Source organism: Bacillus sp. Xin1 (assembly GCF_013314535.1).
In the GTDB taxonomy this organism is placed as follows: Bacteria; Bacillota; Bacilli; order Bacillales; family Bacillaceae_G; genus Bacillus_A.
Genome location: NZ_JABUAE010000016.1, coordinates 44,896 through 67,226 on the forward strand (window position 1 = coordinate 44,896; position 22,331 = coordinate 67,226).

Here is a 22,331-nt window from a genome sequence, read left to right on the forward strand (position 1 = left end):
TTTCATTATAACGTAAAACAATTTATACATAGAAAGAATTGCTTTATAATAATAGTGTGAAAGTTTCGATAATGTCTCTTTATTTTCTCTTAGCACGGGGTCAAAGCAGGCACTGACCGCTTCTATGCTTGAGCGGATCCTCTCTACCGCCTAAAAAGATGGGGTTTTATTGAGATTTACCTATATACAAAATAATGGAGGATTGTATTATGCCAGTATTAGTCTTTTGTATTATCGTCTCATTTATGTTGTACCTCTTCTATAAAACAAAATATTTTCGTACAAATCGTCCGATGGAAAAAGGATGGCTTGCTGGAAAATCCGGGATGGCGCTTGGCGTATTCGTTGCGTTATTTGGTGCAAATCAGTTTTTCTTAGAGCTCTCTACCGTGCGTATCATCGTCGGTATCTTATTTGTCTTATTTGGTGGGGCAAGCATTTTTAATGGATTCCGCCAATATAAACACTTCTCGCCTCTTGCAATAGAGGAAGCAGAGGCCTATGAAACAATGTAATCATGCAAAAAGCATCAGCCATTCATGCTGATGCTTTTTTACGATTTTTTATTTTTAAAATCAAATAGGCAACAAGCGCAGGTGGTATATTAAAAGGGTTTCCTTGCACGTGAAAATGTAATTGTTCTTCCTCAAAAGACATATTTTTATATAGTTCTTGTTGTGAACGTCTTGTTCTTTGTCTCTGTTCATTTAAACCTTCAATATAAAGATACTGAATCGGTATCATCGCAAGAAAATAAAATAATGCAACACCGCCAAAAAAGAGCAACTCTGATGACATATGGAACACCATCCTTTTTCTTTTTATATATTAATTATCTGATAATTAAATTATACTACAATTTAATTACCAAATGAAGGGAATATGTATCGTTTTTTTATGTCCCTACATATCAGTAACGGCTATGAAACCAAAAAAGATCTCCCACTCATTTTCTCCTTCTGTCCTCACTCGGCACGGTGCTAAAACAGGCACTGACCGCTTCTACACCTCGGCGGATCCTCTATTCTAATCTAAAAAGAGTGGTTTTATATCTCTATTTCAATTTTTATGTATACATAAAAAAGCTGAATGAATCTCCCCCAAAAAAGGGATTTTTCATTCAGCTCTTTTCCATTCTTATCGATCAATAAGTTGCACCATTAACAGTGCTTTCCCAACAACATCTCCTCCGTGCCGCACTTCCACATCTACCTTTCCAAATTTACGACCGATTTCTAACACCTTCGGATGTACAGAAACAACGTTGTCGATTTGAACTGGCTTTACAAAGTAGATTGTTAAATTCTCAACAATCGAATCGCTTTTTTTCTGCGCACGGATAGCGCGATTCGTTGCTTCTGTAACAACGGTTGTAAATACACCATATGATAATGTCCCAAATGAGCTTGTCATTTGTGGCGTCACAGAAAATTGATAACTATGTTCATGTTTTGCTTCTTTCGGGGTCACAAATTGATTTGTGACGATATCTTCAATTGTCTCCCCAACTTGCGGTTGACGTTGAATCATTTGCAGCGCCTGAAGTACGTCTTGACGACTAATAATTCCTTGCAGATGGTTGCTTTCATCGACAACAGGAAGAAGTTCAATCCCTTCCCATACCATCATACGTGCTGCCGCTGCAACAGACATTTTTCCATTTACTGTAATCGGTTGCTTTGTCATCACTTTTTCAATTGGCGTTTCTTTTGCGATGCCAATCATATCTTTTGAAGTAACAATCCCTAATACTTTCTTATTTTCATCTACAATTGGATAACGTCCATGCATCGTTTCTTCATTATACGCATGCCATTGCTCTACTTTATCTGTAGGTTTTAAGTATAACGTTTCTTCAATTGGCGTTAAAATATCTTCAACGAGTACAATTTCCTTTTTGATAAGCTGATCATAAATCGCACGGTTAATTAACGTTGCCACAGTGAACGTATCATAGCTACTTGAAATAATCGGCAACTTTAATTCATCTGCTAATTTTTTTACATGATCTTCTGTATCAAAGCCACCTGTAATTAATACGGCAGCACCTGCTTCTAACGCTAGTTGATGCGCATTCGTACGGTTACCGATAATCAACAAGTTCCCTGCTTCTGTATAACGCATCATCGCCTCTAACTTCATGGCCCCAATCACGAATTTATTTAATGTTTTATGTAACCCTTCTCTTCCGCCAAGCACTTGGCCATCGACAATATTGACTACTTCGGCATATGTTAGTTTTTCAATGTTTTCCTTTTTCTTTTGTTCAATTCGGATTGTTCCGACACGTTCAATTGTACTAACATATCCTTTATTCTCTGCATCTTTAATCGCACGATAAGCTGTTCCTTCACTTACACTCAAATCTTTTGCAATTTGACGCACAGAAATTTTATGCCCTATAGGCAGGCTATTAATATGTTCTAAAATTTGATTATGTTTGGTAGCCAAATGGTTTCACCATACTTTCTTTTCCCTAAATTCTTCATGTGTTGTATTTTTAGTATACTATATTTCCGAAACTGTTACACTGTACTTTTATGTACCTGTACTATTTTTTTTATAACAAAAATGACTCTTACATTTCATTAGTCACATTCTTACAACAGTGTAATGCTATTGTCACCGTATTTGATAGTTTGTCCCTGATTTCAAATGTACAATAAAGGCAAGAAATCAAACAAAGGAGCGAATGAAAATGAAAAAATTTTTAGAAGTTGTAGGTGCTGTATTTTTAGCTATCGTTGATGGTAAAAAGGTTGCAACGGAATTAAATGAGGCACCAGAACAAACATTACCAGAAACAAAAGAAACACCAAAACAAGCACAGACTTTTCAACCTATTTTACACACATAAAAACCCCTCACTTGTCTTTTCAAATGAAGGGTTTTTTCTTATAGTGTAATACTTTCTCCAGCTTCTAATACCTTTCCTGTACTACTTGTTAGTTTTTGTATAAAAAGATGCGGATCTTGCTCAATCACTGGGAACGTATTGTAATGCATAGGTACAACTGTTTTTGCACCAATCCATTCCGCAGCTAACACTGCATCCTCTGGTCCCATTGTAAAGTTATCACCGATTGGTAAAAATGCTACATCAATGTTGTTAAGAGAACCGATTAATTTCATATCAGAAAATAAAGCGGTATCTCCTGCATGATAAACTGTTTTCTCTTCTGCCGTAAATAAAATTCCAGCTGGCATTCCTGTATATGTAATGGTCTGATTTTCCTCATCAATATAGCTAGACCCATGGAATGCTTGTGTAAACTTCACTTTTCCAAAATCAAATACATGTGAACCACCGATATGCATTGGATGTGTATTCACACCTTGCCATCCTAAAAATGTCGCGAGTTCAAACGGCGCCACAACCACTGCATTATTTTTCTTCGCGAGCGCTACTGTATCACCGACATGGTCACCATGACCGTGCGATAAAATAATTGCGTCTACCTTGACATCTTCAGCCTTTAAATCTGTTTTCGGATTACCTGTTAAAAACGGATCAATTAAGATAACTTTTCCATTCGTTTCAATCTTTACAACTGAATGCCCGTGATAAGATACTTTCATCGTTATATTCCTCCCTTGTTTACATTCACACCTTCTATTCTACATAATTTCACAATTTCCTGTCTTTTCAAACAGCGATTTGCTTGTCATAACGCTTTCATCCGATGTAAAGTAATACATGTAACTGAAATCTCGGAGGTGCCAATCTATGAATACTAGATTAGAAAACTTAATGCAATGGCTACAAGAACAAAACGCGGAAGCTGCATTTTTAACTTCTACACCAAACGTCTTCTATATGACAAACTTCCATTGCGAGCCGCACGAAAGACTACTCGGTCTATTTGTCTTCCAAGAAAAAGAACCAATTTTAATCTGTCCTAAGATGGAAGAAGGCCAAGCTCGAAACGCTGGCTGGGCGCACGAAATTATCGGATTTACTGATACAGACAAGCCATGGGATATGATTGCACAAGCAATGAAAGATCGCGGCATTGATGCAACTGCAATAGCAATTGAAAAAGAACATTTAAATGTAGAGCGCTATGAAGAATTAACAAAATTATTCCCAAAAGCTGCTTTCAAATCTGCGGAAGAAAAAGTACGCGAACTTCGTTTAATTAAAGACGAAAAAGAACTTTCTATTTTACGCCAAGCAGCTTACATGGCAGATTACGCTGTTGGAATTGGTGTGGAGGCAATTAAAGAAGATCGCAGTGAATTAGAAGTGTTAGCAATCATCGAGCATGAATTAAAGAAAAAAGGCATCCATAAAATGTCCTTTGACACAATGGTATTAGCAGGCGCAAACTCTGCCCTGCCACACGGTATTCCAGGAGCAAACAAAATGAAACGCGGTGACTTCGTACTATTTGACTTAGGCGTAATCATTGATGGTTACTGCTCTGACATTACACGTACAGTCGCATTTGGCGATATTTCAGAAGAACAAACACGCATTTACAACACTGTATTAGCTGGCCAATTACAAGCAGTTGAATCTTGTAAACCAGGCGTTACACTTGGCGAAATTGACAATGCTGCTCGCTCTGTTATCGCAGATGCAGGTTACGGAGAATTCTTCCCACACCGCTTAGGTCACGGGCTTGGCATTAGCGTACACGAATATCCAGATGTAAAAGCAGGCAACGAATCACTATTAAAAGAAGGCATGGTCTTCACAATCGAGCCAGGTATTTACGTACCAAACGTAGGTGGCGTTCGTATTGAAGATGATATCTACATCACGAAAGACGGATCAGAAATTTTAACGAAATTCCCGAAAAAATTGCAGTTTGTGAAATAAAGAAAAGGTAGCACAGTGTCGCTACCTTTTTAAATATCATTTTTCTCTACGATTTCAAACTTATTCACAATCATTTTTGCCGGAGAACTTTCAAGTATCTCAGAAGACCATACTTTTATTTTATATCCTGATTTCAACTTTTTATATGCACTTTCATCGTTTAAGTGTAAAATCGTATCCGCTGGAATAGGTGAATGTTTTTTTTGATCTAAATACTCCTGCAACTCTTTTGTCGTTTCAAATTTCTTATTCATGATGAAATTACCTTCTTATTTTTCACCATAACGTATCCTTCTATAACACCTTTTTCTACTGATTGTTGCACATTCGCTGGTTCATCCTCAATTTGCTCATTACGTGTACATCCTGTTAATATCACGAAAGAAACGATAAGTAAAATATACACATACAGCCTTAATGTATTTTTCTTCATCTCATGCCCCCCTTATAGAAATCTCACTAACTAATCCCATTTCTAACATTTTTATTCGTCCCTAATCACTTTTGAAATCCTCAATACAACGTATTACTTGTATATTCTCTGTTTCTATCATAACATTTAAATACATAATTTTCCGAAAATAAAAGGAGAGATTGCATGCAACAACTTCAAAAACAATTAGAAGAAATAAAAGCTAATCATTACGTCATAGATCCCACTATAGATATTGATAATTTAAGTTCAACAATGCTCCAACATATCGGTGTACCAGATGGCTACTTACGAGATAAATTAATCTACACGACCTTTTTCCATCTCATTAAAAATGACCTTATCCCAAACACACAATTACAACAATTATTGTCCCAAAGTATAAGCGAGCAATATTTATTTTATAAAATAAATATTGACGATAAGGACGCTGTATTTACTCGGGCGTTTACAACATTATTAATTGCTTTAATTTTAAGTGCCGTTACAAAACATAACTTCTTATCAGAGTCTGATATATTAAAAGTAAAAGATAAATTAATTTTATACATGAAGCAAGAACATGATTTTCGCGGGTATGTAAACGGTCAAGGCTGGGCTCATAGTATCGCTCATGTTTCCGATACATTCGATAAACTCATTAAAAACCCGAAGCTTGAAACTGAACATTATCAAGAAATACTGCAAACCTTATTAGAAAAAATAAATGTACATACACTGTATTACAAGTACGAGGAAGATGAACGAATTGTCTATCCGATTGTCGCTATGTTGCAAAATGGCTTAGAAGAAAAAGAACTCATCGCATCCTTACATTCCTTAGTAAATCAAATGCAATCTCAAAAAACAAAATTATCTATCATACTTTATGAAACATTATATGGAAATGTACAATCATTTTTACGAAGCTTATTCTTTAGATTAAGAGCATTATCTATATGTAAAGAAACAGAGAAGCAAATTGAAATATTATTAAAAGAGTTAAACAGGTACTATTAAAAAAGAAGGCCACTCAAAAAGTGCCTTCTTCCATTTCACTAATATTCAATTGAAACTTTACAATCCAAACGGAGAAAAGGTGTACACAAATCGCAATAGCCATACATGTACCACTCAAAAAAGTTAAAATTGGATGCGAGTATAAATGACCTAATCCATAAGACGCTCCAATGAAAAACATTGTTATGTAGATGTAGATTGCTCCATGTATTTGCTTCATAACAGCCCCCTTTTCCCATATTATAACATAAATTTTCTAACTATTCTAATTACTTTGTAATAATCCTTGTTTCTCAACTGTTACACTTCTTACAGCTATTTATATATGATGTCCCTTTTAACTATATTTAATCGTACCTTATTAATTAATAGTAACGCAAAATAACCACGATATTCATCGCGCTAATAGAAATTATTTTATAAGCAGAAAAAACTTTCTGCAGACAAAAAAGCCCATCTATTTCGATGCGCTTTTCTTACTACACACAAAGAATACTATTCTATTACTTCATCACTTCTTTAACAACATCTTGAATCATGACAACTTCTGTCTTCATATCAACTGCCGGTGCTTCTTCATCAATGCATTCATACCAAAACTCTAAATGCTTTTTATCGATTTCATGCTGAGAGCTTTCGACATCCGTCCCGCCTTCTCCTTGGGCAGAATACCAATATAGGTATTCTTCACCATCTCTTATTTCCCGGAAAATTGTCTCTACATACATTTTCTCGTCGTTTAATGTCAAAAGCACTTCTTTCATATGATCATTGAGAAGTTTCATCCATTCATCAACGCGATGACTCTTACCTTGTTTTACCTTGAATCTTGTTAATTCGATGTTCATGTTTATTCCCCCATCTTTTTTCGTACATATAAAACATATTCTATCGAATAACCAAAACCTAGTTTACTAGCTAACTTTTGTGAAGGAATGTTGTCCATATTACAATCCCAGCACGGCGTAATCCCACTTTGTATACAATGTTCTATAAAATAAGTTGCGACTAACCGAGCAAGTCCTTTTCCTTGATAATCTGGATGTGTTGCAATATCAATTTCAGCAAAGTCATGCCCTCTAAAAATCGAAACACATTCAGCTACTACTTTTTGACTTTGAATCATACAAAATCCAAAGCCATGCTTTAAAAACGCTTCTTTTGATCTCCAATACTCCTTATAATACTGCTCCGTAAATTCGGTACTTTTTTCTATTATGTTTTGATCAATCCGCATAACCTTGTATGTAAAATCATCTAATTCTCTTTTCCTATCTTCAAAACTCTCTCTCTGAAACAGAATTTTTTTACGAGGAATTTTTTGAAAAGAATCCTTGAAATGATTTTCAATAACGTTCTCCCACTTTACACTAGAAACAAATAATGTAAATCGTTTCTCTGTTGTTAACACATTATTTTCAATGTAAGGAAACAAAGTACGTTGAAATTCCTGATCATATGTATCTCCAAACAAATAATAAACACCGTTAGCAGTCGCAATTATTCCCGCTGTTAACCTCTCATTTACAAAGATGTCACCATCTATTATCCCATCATATACTGCATAGGCAAAAGTAGCTGTCCGTTTATCCTTTTCTAAAACTGGAAGAATTGTATGATAATCTACTAACGCTAACTTTTTCATACATTCTCCACAATAACGGTGTCCGCATCTAAGTTTTCAAAACAAAGATTAATAGTGCGCTTAAGTGCCCTTGTTCGATGAACGGTACCTGCTGGAATCAAGATTGAATCATTCGGTTTTAATATGACTGTATTCTTATCTTGAAAATCAATTAATAATTCTCCCTCTAACACGATAAATAGCTCATCCGAGTTTGAGTGAAAGTGCCAATCATACTCCCCTGTAAACACAGCAATCCGTAAACAGTGACTATTCACATTTGATACAACAAAATTTTTGTGCTGCTCTGTAATATCTTTGGTGAGTTCTAAAAGATTCACTTTCTCCATCGTTCTCTCCATCCTCTAGTTATTTATTATTTCTCCCAAAAGCCTATCGTTCCAAAGTCAATATCTTTTTTCTGTTTCCTTCGCTAAATTCATTGCTATGCACCCTTTTCGCGACACTCTGTTGCATTCTATTATTTTCATCTTTTTTATTAATGACACCCTATATAATCCCGTTTAGTCTCCACCACCTCCGCAATCTCCACCCCCGCTATTGCTTGCACTACTACAATCATTATCGCTATAGTTTACAAATCCACTTGAGGAATTGGAAGAGCGTTTCTTTTTCTGCTTTCTTTTCTTATCTTTTCTACTTTCACGGCTTGGCCATACTTTATCAAACACTACAAAAAACAGACCGAATGGTGCAAAAAAAGCAATGCCCTGAAAGATATCTTCCAAAAATTCAGGTCTTATCTCTATTTGATAAAATACACCTAACAAATACATACACAAAATCACATATAAAACCATACTAATATACCTAGCAATTTCCTCTATACGAAGAGCCAATTTCTTTTTAAATGGTATATTCTGTTCTTGCTTTTTCTTTATATATTTCTGCCGTTTTATCTGTTTTTTCTTCCTACTCTTTCTCCCCATGACATTCCCTCTCTTATTTTCCGCATACAATTACAAACTATCATAAGAGGAATTGTATTAACAAGAAAAAAATTCCATTTTGATAGATTTTTAACTAACAAAAAAGCCCTCCTTATCATAAGGAGGGCTTCGTCTCATATTTATTATGATAAAGCAGGAGCTTTTTCTAGAAGCTCTTTCGCATCAGCATATTGTAGACCGTGAGCTTCTGCAACTGCTTCGAATGTTACATAGCCATCTAATGTGTTAATACCTTTTAATAATGCAGTATTACCTAGGCAAGCTTGTTTGTAGCCTTTGTTAGCAATTTGTACTGCATATGGTACTGTTACGTTTGTTAATGCAAGAGTTGATGTACGTGGAACCGCACCTGGCATGTTTGCAACTGCATAATGAACAACACCATGTTTTTCGTAAGTTGGGTTATCATGAGTTGTAATGCGATCAGTTGTTTCGAAAATACCACCTTGGTCAATTGCGATATCTACTACAACAGAACCTGGTTCCATTGATTGAATCATTTCTTCTGTTACAAGTTTTGGCGCTTTTGCACCTGGAATTAATACCGCACCGATTACAAGATCAGATTCTTTTACAGCTTCTGCGATGTTGTAAGGGTTAGACATTAAAGTTTTCACTTGGTTACCGAAAATGTCATCTAATTGACGAAGACGTTCTGCACTTAAGTCGATGATTGTAACATCCGCACCTAGTCCAACTGCAATTTTAGCAGCATTTGTACCAGCTTGACCACCGCCGATAATTGTTACTTTACCGCGTTTTACCCCTGGAACGCCTGCTAGTAAGATACCTTTTCCGCCTTTTGTTTTTTCAAGGAATTGCGCACCAATTTGTGCAGACATACGACCAGCTACTTCACTCATAGGTGCAAGTAGTGGTAAAGAACGATTGTCTAATTGTACTGTTTCATAAGCAATTGATGCTACTTTGTTATCAATTAAAGCTTTTGTTAATTCTGGTTCTGGAGCTAAGTGTAAGTATGTGAATAAAATTAAACCTTCACGGAAGTAACCATATTCGCTTGCAATTGGCTCTTTTACCTTCATAACCATATCTTGATTCCATGCTCCTTCAGCAGTTTCAACAAGTTTTGCTCCAGCTTGTACATATTCTTCATCTGTAAAGCCCGATCCTAAACCTGCACCTTTTTGAACAAAAACTTCATGACCATTGTGTACCAAATGTACAGCACCAGCTGGCGTCATTGCCACGCGGTTTTCATTGTTTTTAACTTCTGTTGGAATACCGATACGCATTATTAATTCCCCCTTGAGTTATGAAATGACCCCTGAATCATTTTTTAAAGCGCTTTCTACGCTCCTACATTTTAACATAATATCTCAATATTTTACAAAAAATAATGCGGGTTTCCGATAGATTTTATCCCGCATTAACGGAAAGTAATATCCCCCTCTCAAGATGAAAAAGCCCCAAATTTAGGTGGGGGATACACTGTCCATAAATGCCCGATTGGTTCAACTAACCATCATTGGGGGATAAAGCTCCCCAATGATGGAAGTTTCACTTTATCTATTTTTGTCGATATCTATGAATGACGTCAACTGCACCTGTTACTTCTATAATGGTGCCCGTAATCATATCGGAATCTTCCTCGCATAAAAATGCAATGGTACGAGCGATATCTTCACCTGTCCCAGATCTACCAATTGGCGTCCTACTTTCTTTCATCTTACGCGCCTCTTGAATCGTTGCTTCTTTCATTTCACCAATGATATCGCCTGGGCAAACCATATTTGATGTAATGCCATACTCTGCTTCTTCATAAGCAATTGTCTTTGTTAACGAAACAAGTCCTACCTTTGCAGCTGCGAATGCGGAGCGATACATCCAACCAGGTGCACTATCTGCCCCTTGAAATCCATAATTAATAATTCGGCCAAAATGGTGTTTTCTCATAATCGGAACGACAAGCTTTAATAAACGAAACACTGCTGTTAGGTTTCCTTGTATCATTTCATTCCATTCATCTTCTTCGTAATCAATTAAATTTTTACGTTCAAATACGTAAGGACCCGCATTATTAATTAAAAAATCGATTTTGCCAAAGCGGCCGATTGCTTCTTCTACTATTTTATGTAAATCTTCTTTATTAGTGACATCCGCTTGTACAAACTGCAAACGTTCTTCTAGATGTTTATATTTTTCCTTCATTGTTTCTACAGCACGCATATCACTATGATATGTTACGGTTACTGAATATCCTTCAGCCAATAATTTTTCTGTTACTTTCTTTCCTAAACCTTTCGTACCGGCTGTAATGAGCGCGTGTCTCACAAAAATAGCCTCCTTTTTATTCCTATACTCAATATGTAACAAGTTCTCCCTACAATTACAACTAAAAAGAATCGAAATACATTTTTCAAAATTCTGTAACGTTTTCAGCAAGCACGTTACCATATTTTTCTTTATAATTAAGTTGTAAAAGGTTATAAAAATGAATTGGGAGGAATCTACTATGAATAATACATATACAAATATTTTAATTGCAGTGGACGGTTCCAAAGAAGCAGAAAAAGCCTTTAAAAAAGCAATTCAAGTCGCAAAACGTAACAATGCAACATTAACAATCGCTCATATCGTTGATGTAAAAGCATACTCTGCAGTAGAAGCATACAGCAGAGCAATTGCTGAGCGCGCAAACCTTTTTGCAGAAGATCTATTAGAAGACTACAAAAAAACTGCAGCTGAAGCTGGTCTTGAAAAAGTTGAACTTGTATTAGAATTCGGTAATCCAAAATCTAAAATTTCAAAAGAAATCGCTCCAAAACATAAAGTAGACTTAATCATGTGCGGTGCAACTGGTTTAAACGCAGTAGAACGCTTCTTAATCGGTAGCGTCTCTGAACATATTATTCGCTATGCGAAATGCGATGTCCTTGTTGTTCGTGGTGAAGAAGAGCAAGGTAACCTTTAATAAATAGGGAAAACACCAAATCTTATGCAGACTTGGTGTTTTTTTATCTTATGTATTTTCCTATGAAAACAAGACAAGCTATGATGACAATCACAATGGCATATAAATGTGGTGGGAGGAACTTCATTGCCCATAATCCCATCGCAATGGTTGCAAGTGTCAAATAACTCATTTTCGCATAGTATGTCATTTTTTTTCGTAAAAGAAATACATACACATAACCAATTGGTGGTGTAACTAAACAAAGAATGAAGATAAGTGTTGAATTGAAATACCATTTTTGTTTAGCTAATTGCTCCATTTCTTCTTCTATCATTTTATCTTCTTGTTCTTGTATATCTTTTTCAAAAGGATCCTCATCTGCCTCAGTCTTTTCACTCATATACGGAATAAAGTGAAAAAAGAAATAATAGAAAAACATCGTTGCCCCAAGCTTTAAATCGAATCCCTTTTCCGCGATGCGTTCACTTACAAAACTCAGAACTATCGGAAAAACAAAAACGTATGTCATCATCCAAAATGATTTTTTCCGCTTTTCCTTCTTTCTCTCCCTTTTATTTTGTTCCTGTTTTCTCCTATATATCCATAGTGAGATGCAGCAATCCATTACAAATATACAAAAAATAAAAAACGCGATATACATAGGTTTTATATATTGCAAAGTAAGAATATCAGGAAATGCATATGTGACTATAATGACCGTGTATAAAATAATGACAAACCTATAAAGCAACTCTATCTCCCCTTATTTTTTAACATCCTAATAACAAAACATTAACATATGAAACACAACTATTGTTATACAATAAGGAACTTTCGGTTACGCTAAGAAAAACGAAATGAGGGATGCTACATGGGAGATTATGAACGAATTATTCTAGATGTAAATGATGAAGAACTTGAAATGCTCGATACGATCTGTTCTCATTTTAAAGAAAAGCATGGCGTTGAGCTAAGCCACGGTGCATTACTACGTGATTTAATGGATATCGAATATATTCGTATTACAGAAAACAGACATAAATATGAATAAGAAAAAATGACATAATATTACACTCATTTAGAGGTTATACGATTGTATACCCTCTTTTTCGTCATAAAAAGACGTTCATTCCATGGCAAAACCACTTTACCGAACGTCTTTTCAATCACTTTTATATAACTATCTTATGCCTTTTTAACAAATTCAGATTTTAATTTCATAGCTCCAAAACCGTCAATTTTGCAATCGATATCATGATCTCCGTCAACTAAACGGATACTCTTTACTTTTGTACCTATTTTGATAACGGATGAAGTTCCTTTTACTTTCAGGTCTTTGATTACTGTTACAGCATCCCCATCGTTTAAGATATTTCCATTTGCATCTTTCACAACTTTTGTATCTTCACTATTTTCAGTTTCTGATTCTAAAGCCCATTCATGCGCACACTCTGGGCAAACAAAAAGACTTCCATCTTCATACGTATATTCTGAATTACATTTCGGGCAGTTTGGTAAGTTTTGCATATTTTTTATTTCCTCCATTATAAAAATTACTTTCAATTCCCTTTTTATACCTTCGTAACCATAACAATTACGAACTTAAAATTCATGAAAAATAGGGATATTGCTTATATACTGCCATAGTATTTTCAGATTGACAAGCCAACTTTATGTGAACATTTTGTCTACAAATTAAACAGAGGATACTCTGCTCCTGTATGGAACTTAGTATCCTCTCGTCCTTATAAACTTACAGTCTCTCCCACTAACACCTTCGCTTTTTCCAAAGCTTTTTGAATTTGTTCGAATCCTGTCCCACCTGCACTATTACGACGTTTTACCGCTGCATACGGTGAAAGAACTTCATATAAATCCTCTTCAAATAATGGGCTCATTTCTTGATATGTTTCTAGCGGTACATCTAATAGATAGATTCCTTTTTGCGTACAATGAAGAACGAGCTTCCCGACAATTTCATGCGCTTGGCGGAATGGAAGTCCTTTGTTTGCTAAATAATCAGCAATTTCTGTTGCATTAGAGAAGTCTTGTTTTACAGCTTGCCCCATTTTTTCTTTGTTTACAGTCATCGTTTCTAGCATGCCAGCCATAATATGCAAGCAGCCTTCTACTGTTTTCACTGTATCAAACATTCCTTCTTTGTCTTCTTGTAAGTCCTTATTATAAGCAAGCGGCAGGCCTTTCATTACCGTTAATAAACTAAATAGATTGCCGTATACTCTCCCTGTTTTACCACGGATAAGCTCGGCCATATCAGGGTTTTTCTTTTGCGGCATAATGCTGCTTCCTGTTGCATACTGATCGCTCATTTCAATAAATTGAAACTCCTGACTGCTCCATAAAATGAGTTCTTCACAAAAACGTGATAAATGCATCATTAATATAGATGAGTTGCTAAGAAACTCTAATATGAAATCACGGTCACTTACCGCATCTAAGCTATTTTCATAGATTCCGTCAAAACCGAGAAGCTTTGCGCTATACGCACGATCAATCGGAAATGTTGTTCCCGCAAGTGCGCCTGCACCAAGCGGAGACATATTAATGCGCCCGAGTGAATCTTCATAGCGGTTTACATCACGCTCTAGCATCCAAAAATATGCAAGCACATGATGAGCGAACGAAATTGGTTGCGCACGCTGCAAATGTGTATATCCTGGCATAATCGTTTCAACATTCTTCTCTGCTTGATGAACAAGAACAGATTGCAATTGTTTCGTTGCCTTTATAATATCTTTCACTTTATTACGTAAATATAAATGCATATCTGTCGCAACTTGATCATTACGGCTTCTTCCTGTATGAAGTTTCCCGCCAACTTCACCAATTTGCTCAATTAACATCTTTTCAATGTTTAAATGAATATCCTCAGCATCTACTGAAAAAGTTAATTCATTTGCTTTCGCTTTTTCTAGTAAATGTTGTAAACCTTCTTTAATTTTTTCTGCTTCTTCTTTTGTCACAATCCCCTGCTTCGCAAGCATTGTAACGTGGGCAATACTTCCTTCTATATCTTCTACCACTAATTTTTGGTCAAAGGAGATAGAAGCTCCAAACTCCTCGACCCATTCTTCTGCTTCTGCTGTAAAACGACCACCCCAAAGTTTGCTCACGCTTCCACCTTCTTCTGATTCACTTGGCTGTATACTTTTGTTGGAAGACCAAATAAAGAAATAAAGCCAACTGCTGCATCATGGTTAAACTCATCATCCACTGTATATGTTGCTAATTTTTCATCGTATAGAGAGTACTCTGATTTACGTCCCTCTACAATTGCATGACCTTTAAACAATTTCACGCGCACTGTACCTGTTACTGTTTTTTGTGTTTCTTGTAAGAATGCAACAAGTGCTTGTTTTAAAGGCGAGAACCATAAACCGTTATAAATAAGTTCCGTTAATTTTTGTTCAATCATCGGTTTAAAATGAGCTACTTCTTTTACAAGCGTTAAATCTTCTAACTCTTTATGCGCTGTAAGTAATGTCATTGCTGCTGGACATTCATATACTTCACGCGATTTAATCCCAACAAGACGATTTTCCACATGATCGATACGTCCAACACCATGTTTTCCAGCAAGAGTGTTTAACGTTTTGATTAGTTCAGAAAGCGAATAAGAAGTACCATTTAATGTTGTTGGTACACCTGCTTCAAAGCCAATTTCTACAAACTCCGGTTTATTCGGTGTATCTTCTAGTGCTAATGTCATTTCATATGCATCTTCTGGTGGTGCTGCCCATGGATCTTCTAAAATCCCACATTCATTGCTACGTCCCCACAAGTTTTGGTCAATTGAAAAAGGACTATCTAAATTGATTGGAATCGGCACATCATTTTCTTTTGCATACGCAATTTCTTCTTCACGTGACCATTTCCATTCACGTACTGGCGCAATCACTTCTAAATACGGATTTAATGCTTGGATAGAAACTTCAAAACGAACTTGGTCATTTCCTTTTCCTGTACAACCATGAGCTACTGCACTTGCGCCTTCCTGCTCTGCAACTTCTACTAGTTTTTTCGCAATTAACGGACGAGACAATGCAGAAACAAGTGGGTATTTTCCTTCGTATAACGTATGACCTTGCAGAGCCATCAATGCATATTCATTCGCAAATTCTTCTTGAACATCAATCATGTAAGATTTAACAGCTCCTACTGAAATTGCTTTTTCTTTTACGAACTCTAAATCTTTACCTTCCCCTAAATCTAAGCAAAGTGCAATAACATCGTAATTTTTCTCTTGTAACCATTTAATTGCAACGGAAGTATCCAGACCTCCGGAATATGCTAACACAACTTTTTTCTTCTCCATTTTATATCCCCCTAAAGAATAAATATTCATTATGATTTATATTAATTCAAACTTTAACACCTTTTATAAAATGAATCAAGAGATATTAGCAAAAATTTTTCAAACAATTTCGTCGAACTTCTTTCTTTTTTTCGGTACAATGAAAACAGAAAATGGGGGGTGTCTATGTGGAACAACATTTTATATACGATGAACACCTAGGAATAGAAGTACCTGAATTACAAGAAGAATGGGAAGATATCCCTGAAAAAGTACAACATGCTATTTTATTAAAATGGGAACAAATTCGCGGGAAAATTCCTGATCGTATAAAAGAACTTGAATGTCATATTAATCAAAAACAACATCGTTTAAATAACGAAGAGAACTTTGAAATCTCCTGTAGGCTCAATTCTGAAATCGCAAACCTTGCCTCCATCATTAATGATCTATGGCTTTGGTATCGCCTTACTCAAAATGTATCTGAGGGGAAAGCGCATCAGTAATAATCCAAATAAAAAGGCATCTATAAATAGATGCCTTTTTATTTGCAATTCAATTCTTCTTCCTCAACCATCTCATAAACTACCCCTTCTTGCCTCTCATAAAAAACTTCTCGCAATCAAAAGTTTTTTATTGTATCATGATGCAGGTACATAAGAATAGGAAAATCATTCCAAATTAGTTGTATATTACAAAATAATAATTTATTAAATCTACTTATCTACTACACAAGTAAACACAGAAATAAGTCAAGATCACCTTCATATGGAAGAACATTCTAAGGCTACTCAACAAATAAAAACGTTAAAAACAGATGAATCCCTAAACGATGTTTCAACTAATAAAAAAGGACAGATTCAAGAAAATGATGTAACTACCGATAAAAAAGAACAAATTCAAGAAAACAATCTAACTTCTGATACAGAAGAACGCATTCAAGAAAATAATGTAACCCCTGATAAAAAAGGACAAATTCAAGAAGGCAATCTAACTTCTGATACAGAAGAGCGCATTCAAGAAAATAATGTAACCCCTGATAAAAAAGGACAAATTCAAGAAAGCAATCTAACTACCGATAAAAAAGAGCAAACGCAAGAAAACAATCTAGCTCCTACTATAAAAGCACAAACACAAGAAAATAAAACGGAATTAGAGACAAACAAGGAAGAGAATAACCAAAAAGAAGGCTGGATTAAAGAAGGAAATAATTAGTACTATTACTCAAATAGTGTGAAAGTAACAGGATGGAAAAATGATCAAGGTAACTGGTATTACCTTGATACCAATGGTGCTATGGTTACTGGATGGACGAAAGTGAACGGTACATGGTATCTCCTTGCTCACGATGGTGTAATGCGTACAGGTTGGTATTTGGACGATGCTAACTGGTACTATCTTCATGGCGGCGGTGATATGGCTACCGGATGGACGAAAGTAAACGGAAAATGGTATCTTCTTGCTCACGATGGCGTCATGCGTACAGGTTGGTATTTTGACGGTGCTAACTGGTACTATCTTCATGGCGGCGGTGATATGGCTACCGGATGGACGAAAGTAAACGGAAAATGGTATCTTCTTGCTCACGATGGCGTCATGCGTACAGGTTGGTATTTTGACGGTGCTAACTGGTACTATCTTTATAATGGTGGTGATATGGCTACTGGATGGATTCAAGATAATGGAAAATGGTATTACTTATATGCAGATGGAGTCATGAAAAAAGAGTCTGTATATTTAGATGCTCCAATGATTTTCCAACTACCTGAACTACGTAATGGATGCGAAGTTGTTTCAATGACAATGATGCTAAAATATCATGGATATAATGTAGACAAGCTAACATTAGCGAATCAATTACCTGTTGATTCTACACCTATGGTTAGAAGTGCTGGATCTATTTTAATATGGGGAGATCCTTCGGTTGGATTTGTTGGGGATGTCAAAGGTATATCGCCTGGATATTCAATTGATCCAGCTCCATTAAAAAAAGTATTAGACCGTTATACAAGCAGCGGCATCAATTTAACAGGATCTGATTTTTCTAAAATTGAGCGTTTAGTAGCACAAGGCAAACCGGTTGTAACTTGGATTACAGCATCTTTTTCACATCCTGTAGCTCCAAAAAGTTGGAAAACTTCATCAGGAAAAGTTATCCAAGCTGATTTTGATATGCACGCCGTGTTAGTCACTGGGTATGATAATGATTATGTATATATTAATGACCCTCTTCGACGCGGCAAAGGGGCTAAAATTCCAAAAAACAAATTTATTAGCAGTTACAATTACATGGGGAAAAAAGCATTAAGCATGTAGTAAACACAAATAAAAAGAGATAAAATGGGTTCCATTTTATCTCTTTTATTTTGTAAATTTACACATTTATACCATATAATAAATAAAAATAGATTTTGAAAGGAGCATAAAAGTCATGAAAGCTTTTGTCATTATTGTTCTCACTTTTCTTAGTGTCATTAGTTGGGAGGCTTTCTTTAAAGACAAAACAGATATAAACAATACAAAGCAGCAAAATGAATAAATTTGTCATTCCATAATTCAAAATCCCGCCTTATTTCCACCCTCTATTCCTTATGCATAACTGATCGTCACTATCATGTGCACTACCTACTTATTACTTATAACCCCTGAACAAACAAGACTATTCTACAAAAATATATAAGAATCCTAATTCAATCGCTATGAAACTGCAAATTATGTAGTTTTTTCTTCTGTTATTGTCGGTTTCCATCCACATACATTTTTTCAAAGTATGATATAATAATATAAAATCTTTTACAGAAAGGATTTAGATATCATGATCGCTCGAAGGAGCATGTGGCATCGAATTGATGAATCTTACACGTAGCGTATTTTTTCAGCCAGATACTTTAGTCTAGCGAAAAAAATACGAGAGTGGGGAAATTATGATTGCCCGAAGGATAATTTGGCAACGAAAAGACTCTTCTTACACATAGCGTTTTGTTTAAGCCTTTATTGTTACTCGCTAAACAAAACGAAGAAGAGGGCAGGATTGCTAAATAATAAATCCTACTCAAAGTTTTGTTTAGTCGTTTTTAGACTTAAACTAAAACGAAAGTAGGGAGAATTGATGGACGAGAGGATTATTCGTTATTTCTTCAGCGACATATAGCGTAGTTAGTTTTACGTAAACTAACTGAAGGCTACATGAGCTCGTAGTTAGTTTACGACACAAAAAGGACTACTAACTACGGAAAGAAGGAATAACGATGAGGAACATCCAAAGTCGACAAATTATTAAAGAAATTTTTATGGTTTTAATCGGTTCATTTATTTTATCAGCAGCACTGTATCACATTCATTTCCAAAACCACTTAACAGAAGGTGGTTTTGTAGGAATCGCGCTATTTATCCAGTACTTTTTTGATATTTCACCGTCAATTTCAACTGTATTGATGGATATCCCAATCATTTTATTATGTGCTACATTTTTAGGTAAAAAGATGGTTGGTTATTCATTTATGGGCTCTATTTCATTCGGAGTATTTTATTCTCTCATGGAAAACTATTCTCCATTTACAGTGGATTTATCAAATCATTTATGGATAGCTGCAGTAGTGGGCGGCGCGCTAGCTGGTATTGGACTCGGTTTTATATTGCGATTTGGCGGTGCAACCGGTGGAGACGATATTTTAACTATTGTATTAAGCAAAAAAACTCGCTTTACAATTGGGCAAATTTTCTTCGTCTTTGACGCGATTGTTCTAGCGCTTTCATTATATTATTTAACATGGACAGAAATTGCTTTTACTATTCTTTCAATTGCCATTCAGGCGAAAACATTGGATTTAATTTACTATCCAAAAACAGAAAAGAAAGCAGTATCTATTCCAATGTCAAAAAAGCATGCAACAAACTAAAAGCGAAAGGCCTTTGCCTCTCGCTTTTTTTATGCTCTTTTTTCTTTTTCTAATATGTAACGCACTTGATAGAACCTGTTTGCAAACTCTGTTACATTCCGCGTTAAGCGATAATTCACCGTAGAACCAATCGCTATCCCTAACACAGGAATACCTTGGAATAATTTGCGACGAAGCGCATAGATCGAGAAGGTTTTCAGAATTTGTTTTAACACAACTTCTGTAGAAGCTGGTTTTAACACTTCTTCTTCTCCTTCATAAAAGAACGAATCTTCTTGTTCTAACTCCTGAAGCAAGTTATACCAAGCATATTGCTGGAGCCTTGCTGGCAACAGGGCCGCATGGAATACTTTTAAAGCAAGCATCATTTCATAAGGCTTGTTCACGTCATGACCAAACGACGTTGCAATAAGCTGAACTGCCTTCACATTTAAAGTAATCATAACAGGGAAATCGGCAGTCAATAATAACAAACCACCTACCCCAGTTGCCCCTCCCTGCACGAAAGAATATAACCGATGCTTTGCTGTCTGTTGCTCTGCTATATATGTTAATTGATCAATGGATAATGCTTTCAATTCTTCCAACTGTTCAATCGATTCATCAAATAACCGCGCTGTTCCTAAAATACGATTTCGCGCATCAAGCTGTGATTGTGAGCTTTGAATCAATGCATGGAGATGGAATAACCATCCATCTGCTTTCGCAAAAAATTCCTTTCGCTTTTTCTCTGGAATTTTTGCAATTGAAGTATGCAACCACTTATCAAATACTTTTTGGAAATCGGTAGACTCCTGTTCTAACAATTGTTCTTCCCAATTTTTAACCTCTTGTAAAATGGCTTGTTCTCGCTTTGATCGCATCGTAACAACCACCTCGCTCAATTTTTTTCTATTGTAACATATTTCCGGTTTTTCTTTGTAAATCTGATAGGCTAAACATATATTTATTCAATATATGGGAGGTATGTTTGTGTATCCATGCGCGAAAGCATTTGGAGTATCCAAATGGACTCATTCATTTTCTCTCAGTAAAAATAAAACAAAAATAAAAAACGGAATCCTATAGGATCCCGTCTTTTTTACATATATTAACCAATGTCTCCAAGACGTAATACGTCACGAGCAATCATAACTTCTTCGTCAGTTGGAATTACGATAATTTTCACTGGAGAGTGAGGGAAGCTGATGAATGCTTCTTCGCCACGAATGTCGTTACGTTTTGGATCGAAGTATACGCCCATAAACTCAAGGCCTTCTAATACACGCTCACGAATTAGAGCACTGTTTTCTCCAATACCAGCTGTAAAGATGATTGCGTCTACACCTTTCATACGAGCTGCATAAGAACCAATATATTTATGAATACGCTCTACGAATACCTCTAACGCTACTTCTGCACGGTGGTTTCCTTCTTCTTCCGCTTGTTCGATGTCACGTAAGTCACTAGAGAATCCAGAAAGACCTAGCATACCACTTTTCTTGTTTAATACGTTCAGAACTTCTTCTACAGATTGTCCTGTTTTTTCCATGATGTATGGAATTAATGCAGGGTCAAGGTTACCAGAACGTGTACCCATTGTTACACCAGCAAGTGGAGTGAAGCCCATAGAAGTATCAATAGATTTTCCACCTTCTACAGCTGCGATACTTGCACCGTTACCTAAGTGACAAGAAAGTAAACGTAAGTTTTCAAGTGGACGACCTAATAATTCAGCCGCACGCTCAGTTACATATTTATGAGAAGTTCCGTGGAAACCGTATTTACGGATGCCATATTTCTCATAGTATTCATATGGTAAGCTGTAAAGGAATGCAGATTCTGGCATTGTTTGGTGGAATGCTGTATCGAATACTGCTACTGCTGGTACGTTTGGAAGTACTTCTTGGAACGCTTTAATCCCTACAATGTTTGCTGGGTTATGAAGTGGTGCTAAATCACTTAAATCTTCAATATCAGCTAATACTTGATCAGTAATTAAAACAGAATCAGCAAACTTTTCGCCGCCGTGTACAACGCGGTGGCCGATACCGCCAATCTCATCAAGAGATTTCACGATTCCGTTTTCAGTTAATTTGTTAAGAAGCATATTAACTGCTACTGCATGATCTGGAATGTTTGTAACTTCTTTTTGTTTTTCGCCGTTCACAGTAATTGTGAAGATACTATCTTCTAAACCGATACGTTCTACTAAACCTTTTGTTAATACTGTTTCACTTGGCATTTCAAATAATTGGAATTTTAAGGAAGAGCTTCCTGCATTAATCGCGATGATTTTTGACATCTGTCTTTCGCCCCTTTTTCTCTTGGTCGCTGTGTGGATTACTCCACAAACCGCTCGATTTTAT

General features: G+C 35.9%; 26 protein-coding genes and 1 pseudogene. 10 read left to right on the forward strand and 17 right to left on the reverse strand.

What is annotated here, in order from left to right; translation table 11 throughout:
* Positions 1-209: 209 nt before the first annotated feature.
* Positions 210-515, forward strand: coding sequence for a YtpI family protein (locus HRG09_RS15395; protein WP_174101679.1), 306 nt, complete (start codon positions 210-212; stop codon positions 513-515).
* Positions 516-537: 22 nt separating this feature from the next.
* Here HRG09_RS15395 and HRG09_RS15400 read toward each other — a convergent pair whose 3' ends face one another.
* Together HRG09_RS15400 and HRG09_RS15405 are read right to left on the reverse strand one after the other, a co-directional pair.
* Positions 538-798: a DUF3949 domain-containing protein gene (locus HRG09_RS15400; protein WP_174101681.1), complete on the reverse strand. Its 261-nt coding sequence runs from the start codon at positions 796-798 to the stop codon at positions 538-540.
* 339 nt (positions 799-1,137) lie between these two features.
* Positions 1,138-2,451, reverse strand: a complete 1,314-nt coding sequence (locus tag HRG09_RS15405) for a DRTGG domain-containing protein (protein WP_174101683.1) — start codon at positions 2,449-2,451, stop codon at positions 1,138-1,140.
* Positions 2,452-2,698: 247 nt separating this feature from the next.
* Here HRG09_RS15405 and HRG09_RS15410 point away from each other — a divergent pair, with 247 nt between their 5' ends.
* A complete protein-coding gene (locus HRG09_RS15410; protein ID WP_174101685.1) occupies positions 2,699-2,857 on the forward strand; it encodes a hypothetical protein in 159 nt (52 codons plus the stop codon).
* Positions 2,858-2,895: 38 nt separating this feature from the next.
* Here the strand turns inward: HRG09_RS15410 and HRG09_RS15415 are convergent, their stop codons facing one another.
* Positions 2,896-3,579 (reverse strand): metal-dependent hydrolase, encoded by a 684-nt coding sequence (locus HRG09_RS15415; RefSeq protein WP_174101687.1) that lies wholly within the window; start codon positions 3,577-3,579, stop codon positions 2,896-2,898.
* A gap of 148 nt (positions 3,580-3,727) precedes the next feature.
* Between HRG09_RS15415 and pepQ the strand changes: the two genes are divergently transcribed.
* Complete coding sequence (gene pepQ / locus HRG09_RS15420; RefSeq protein WP_174101689.1) at positions 3,728-4,825, forward strand: Xaa-Pro dipeptidase; 1,098 nt, start codon at positions 3,728-3,730, stop codon at positions 4,823-4,825.
* 29 nt (positions 4,826-4,854) lie between these two features.
* Here pepQ and HRG09_RS29685 read toward each other — a convergent pair.
* A pseudogene (locus HRG09_RS29685) lies at positions 4,855-5,258 on the reverse strand (DUF3221 domain-containing protein).
* Positions 5,259-5,423: 165 nt separating this feature from the next.
* On the opposite strand from HRG09_RS29685, the gene HRG09_RS15430 reads away from it, so the two are divergent.
* A complete protein-coding gene (locus HRG09_RS15430) occupies positions 5,424-6,257 on the forward strand; it encodes a DUF2785 domain-containing protein (RefSeq protein ID WP_174101691.1) in 834 nt (277 codons plus the stop codon).
* A 13-nt stretch (positions 6,258-6,270) separates the two neighbouring features.
* Here HRG09_RS15430 and HRG09_RS15435 read toward each other — a convergent pair whose 3' ends face one another.
* The 7 genes from HRG09_RS15435 to HRG09_RS15465 form a co-directional block, all read right to left on the reverse strand.
* Positions 6,271-6,477, reverse strand: coding sequence for a hypothetical protein (locus HRG09_RS15435; RefSeq protein ID WP_098359250.1), 207 nt, complete (start codon positions 6,475-6,477; stop codon positions 6,271-6,273).
* 283 nt (positions 6,478-6,760) lie between these two features.
* Positions 6,761-7,105 carry a DUF6176 family protein gene (locus HRG09_RS15440; protein WP_174101693.1) on the reverse strand — a complete coding sequence of 115 codons (345 nt, stop codon included), beginning with the start codon at positions 7,103-7,105 and terminating at the stop codon, positions 6,761-6,763.
* A gap of 2 nt (positions 7,106-7,107) precedes the next feature.
* Entirely contained in the window at positions 7,108-7,902 is a 795-nt protein-coding gene (locus HRG09_RS15445) for a GNAT family N-acetyltransferase (RefSeq protein WP_174101695.1), read from the reverse strand.
* Positions 7,899-8,231, reverse strand: coding sequence for a cupin domain-containing protein (locus tag HRG09_RS15450; protein WP_174101697.1), 333 nt, complete (start codon positions 8,229-8,231; stop codon positions 7,899-7,901). Before HRG09_RS15450 ends, HRG09_RS15445 begins: the two co-directional genes overlap by 4 nt.
* A 174-nt stretch (positions 8,232-8,405) precedes the next feature.
* On the reverse strand, positions 8,406-8,831 hold the full coding sequence (locus tag HRG09_RS15455) for a hypothetical protein (protein WP_174101700.1): 426 nt from the start codon (positions 8,829-8,831) through the stop codon (positions 8,406-8,408).
* A 143-nt stretch (positions 8,832-8,974) separates the two neighbouring features.
* On the reverse strand, positions 8,975-10,108 hold the full coding sequence (gene ald, locus HRG09_RS15460) for an alanine dehydrogenase (protein WP_174101701.1): 1,134 nt from the start codon (positions 10,106-10,108) through the stop codon (positions 8,975-8,977).
* A 274-nt stretch (positions 10,109-10,382) separates the two neighbouring features.
* Positions 10,383-11,270, reverse strand: coding sequence for an SDR family oxidoreductase (locus HRG09_RS15465; protein ID WP_217448053.1), 888 nt, complete (start codon positions 11,268-11,270; stop codon positions 10,383-10,385).
* 58 nt (positions 11,271-11,328) lie between these two features.
* Between HRG09_RS15465 and HRG09_RS15470 the strand changes: the two genes are divergently transcribed.
* On the forward strand, positions 11,329-11,787 hold the full coding sequence (locus tag HRG09_RS15470) for a universal stress protein (protein ID WP_174101703.1): 459 nt from the start codon (positions 11,329-11,331) through the stop codon (positions 11,785-11,787).
* Between the two features lie 43 nt (positions 11,788-11,830).
* On the opposite strand, the gene HRG09_RS15475 is transcribed toward HRG09_RS15470, so the two are convergent.
* Positions 11,831-12,526, reverse strand: coding sequence for a hypothetical protein (locus HRG09_RS15475; protein ID WP_174101779.1), 696 nt, complete (start codon positions 12,524-12,526; stop codon positions 11,831-11,833).
* 114 nt (positions 12,527-12,640) lie between these two features.
* Between HRG09_RS15475 and HRG09_RS15480 the strand changes: the two genes are divergently transcribed.
* On the forward strand, positions 12,641-12,820 hold the full coding sequence (locus HRG09_RS15480) for a ProA domain protein (RefSeq protein ID WP_098335431.1): 180 nt from the start codon (positions 12,641-12,643) through the stop codon (positions 12,818-12,820).
* A 134-nt stretch (positions 12,821-12,954) separates the two neighbouring features.
* Here the strand turns inward: HRG09_RS15480 and HRG09_RS15485 are convergent, their stop codons facing one another.
* From HRG09_RS15485 to HRG09_RS15495, 3 genes are all read right to left on the reverse strand, one after another.
* Entirely contained in the window at positions 12,955-13,296 is a 342-nt protein-coding gene (locus HRG09_RS15485; RefSeq protein WP_174101705.1) for a zinc ribbon domain-containing protein YjdM, read from the reverse strand.
* Positions 13,297-13,514: 218 nt separating this feature from the next.
* Entirely contained in the window at positions 13,515-14,903 is a 1,389-nt protein-coding gene (argH, locus tag HRG09_RS15490) for an argininosuccinate lyase (RefSeq protein ID WP_174101707.1), read from the reverse strand.
* Positions 14,900-16,105 (reverse strand): argininosuccinate synthase, encoded by a 1,206-nt coding sequence (locus tag HRG09_RS15495; RefSeq protein WP_174101709.1) that lies wholly within the window; start codon positions 16,103-16,105, stop codon positions 14,900-14,902. The genes argH and HRG09_RS15495 overlap by 4 nt, the downstream gene beginning before the upstream one ends.
* A 167-nt stretch (positions 16,106-16,272) precedes the next feature.
* Here HRG09_RS15495 and HRG09_RS15500 point away from each other — a divergent pair, with 167 nt between their 5' ends.
* The 4 genes from HRG09_RS15500 to HRG09_RS15515 all read left to right on the forward strand — a co-directional run bounded on the left by HRG09_RS15500 (position 16,273) and on the right by HRG09_RS15515 (position 19,983).
* Positions 16,273-16,590: a radical SAM protein gene (locus HRG09_RS15500; protein ID WP_174101711.1), complete on the forward strand. Its 318-nt coding sequence runs from the start codon at positions 16,273-16,275 to the stop codon at positions 16,588-16,590.
* A gap of 262 nt (positions 16,591-16,852) precedes the next feature.
* Complete coding sequence (locus HRG09_RS15505; protein ID WP_174101713.1) at positions 16,853-17,299, forward strand: hypothetical protein; 447 nt, start codon at positions 16,853-16,855, stop codon at positions 17,297-17,299.
* Positions 17,300-17,317: 18 nt separating this feature from the next.
* Complete coding sequence (locus HRG09_RS15510; RefSeq protein WP_174101715.1) at positions 17,318-18,400, forward strand: C39 family peptidase; 1,083 nt, start codon at positions 17,318-17,320, stop codon at positions 18,398-18,400.
* A gap of 932 nt (positions 18,401-19,332) precedes the next feature.
* On the forward strand, positions 19,333-19,983 hold the full coding sequence (locus HRG09_RS15515; RefSeq protein WP_174101717.1) for a YitT family protein: 651 nt from the start codon (positions 19,333-19,335) through the stop codon (positions 19,981-19,983).
* A 29-nt stretch (positions 19,984-20,012) separates the two neighbouring features.
* Here the strand turns inward: HRG09_RS15515 and HRG09_RS15520 are convergent, their stop codons facing one another.
* Together HRG09_RS15520 and HRG09_RS15525 are read right to left on the reverse strand one after the other, a co-directional pair.
* Complete coding sequence (locus tag HRG09_RS15520) at positions 20,013-20,846, reverse strand: EcsC family protein (RefSeq protein ID WP_174101719.1); 834 nt, start codon at positions 20,844-20,846, stop codon at positions 20,013-20,015.
* A gap of 227 nt (positions 20,847-21,073) precedes the next feature.
* Complete coding sequence (locus HRG09_RS15525; protein WP_174101721.1) at positions 21,074-22,267, reverse strand: acetate kinase; 1,194 nt, start codon at positions 22,265-22,267, stop codon at positions 21,074-21,076.
* Positions 22,268-22,331: the final 64 nt, after the last annotated feature.

Bases quoted from the DNA above. Each gene is read 5' to 3' on its own strand.
- HRG09_RS15395 (WP_174101679.1), top strand. From the start codon at position 210: ATGCCAGTATTAGTCTTTTGTATTATCGTCTCATTTATGTTGTACCTC.
- HRG09_RS15400 (WP_174101681.1), bottom strand. From the start codon at position 798: ATGTCATCAGAGTTGCTCTTTTTTGGCGGTGTTGCATTATTTTATTTT.
- HRG09_RS15410 (WP_174101685.1), top strand. From the start codon at position 2,699: ATGAAAAAATTTTTAGAAGTTGTAGGTGCTGTATTTTTAGCTATCGTT.
- HRG09_RS15415 (WP_174101687.1), bottom strand. From the start codon at position 3,579: ATGAAAGTATCTTATCACGGGCATTCAGTTGTAAAGATTGAAACGAAT.
- pepQ (WP_174101689.1), top strand. From the start codon at position 3,728: ATGAATACTAGATTAGAAAACTTAATGCAATGGCTACAAGAACAAAAC.
- HRG09_RS15430 (WP_174101691.1), top strand. From the start codon at position 5,424: ATGCAACAACTTCAAAAACAATTAGAAGAAATAAAAGCTAATCATTAC.
- HRG09_RS15435 (WP_098359250.1), bottom strand. From the start codon at position 6,477: ATGAAGCAAATACATGGAGCAATCTACATCTACATAACAATGTTTTTC.
- HRG09_RS15440 (WP_174101693.1), bottom strand. From the start codon at position 7,105: ATGAACATCGAATTAACAAGATTCAAGGTAAAACAAGGTAAGAGTCAT.
- HRG09_RS15445 (WP_174101695.1), bottom strand. From the start codon at position 7,902: ATGAAAAAGTTAGCGTTAGTAGATTATCATACAATTCTTCCAGTTTTA.
- HRG09_RS15450 (WP_174101697.1), bottom strand. From the start codon at position 8,231: ATGGAGAAAGTGAATCTTTTAGAACTCACCAAAGATATTACAGAGCAG.
- HRG09_RS15455 (WP_174101700.1), bottom strand. From the start codon at position 8,831: ATGGGGAGAAAGAGTAGGAAGAAAAAACAGATAAAACGGCAGAAATAT.
- ald (WP_174101701.1), bottom strand. From the start codon at position 10,108: ATGCGTATCGGTATTCCAACAGAAGTTAAAAACAATGAAAACCGCGTG.
- HRG09_RS15465 (WP_217448053.1), bottom strand. From the start codon at position 11,270: ATGGTAACGTGCTTGCTGAAAACGTTACAGAATTTTGAAAAATGTATT.
- HRG09_RS15470 (WP_174101703.1), top strand. From the start codon at position 11,329: ATGAATAATACATATACAAATATTTTAATTGCAGTGGACGGTTCCAAA.
- HRG09_RS15480 (WP_098335431.1), top strand. From the start codon at position 12,641: ATGGGAGATTATGAACGAATTATTCTAGATGTAAATGATGAAGAACTT.
- HRG09_RS15485 (WP_174101705.1), bottom strand. From the start codon at position 13,296: ATGCAAAACTTACCAAACTGCCCGAAATGTAATTCAGAATATACGTAT.
- HRG09_RS15495 (WP_174101709.1), bottom strand. From the start codon at position 16,105: ATGGAGAAGAAAAAAGTTGTGTTAGCATATTCCGGAGGTCTGGATACT.
- HRG09_RS15505 (WP_174101713.1), top strand. From the start codon at position 16,853: ATGGAAGAACATTCTAAGGCTACTCAACAAATAAAAACGTTAAAAACA.
- HRG09_RS15515 (WP_174101717.1), top strand. From the start codon at position 19,333: ATGAGGAACATCCAAAGTCGACAAATTATTAAAGAAATTTTTATGGTT.
- HRG09_RS15520 (WP_174101719.1), bottom strand. From the start codon at position 20,846: ATGCGATCAAAGCGAGAACAAGCCATTTTACAAGAGGTTAAAAATTGG.
- HRG09_RS15525 (WP_174101721.1), bottom strand. From the start codon at position 22,267: ATGTCAAAAATCATCGCGATTAATGCAGGAAGCTCTTCCTTAAAATTC.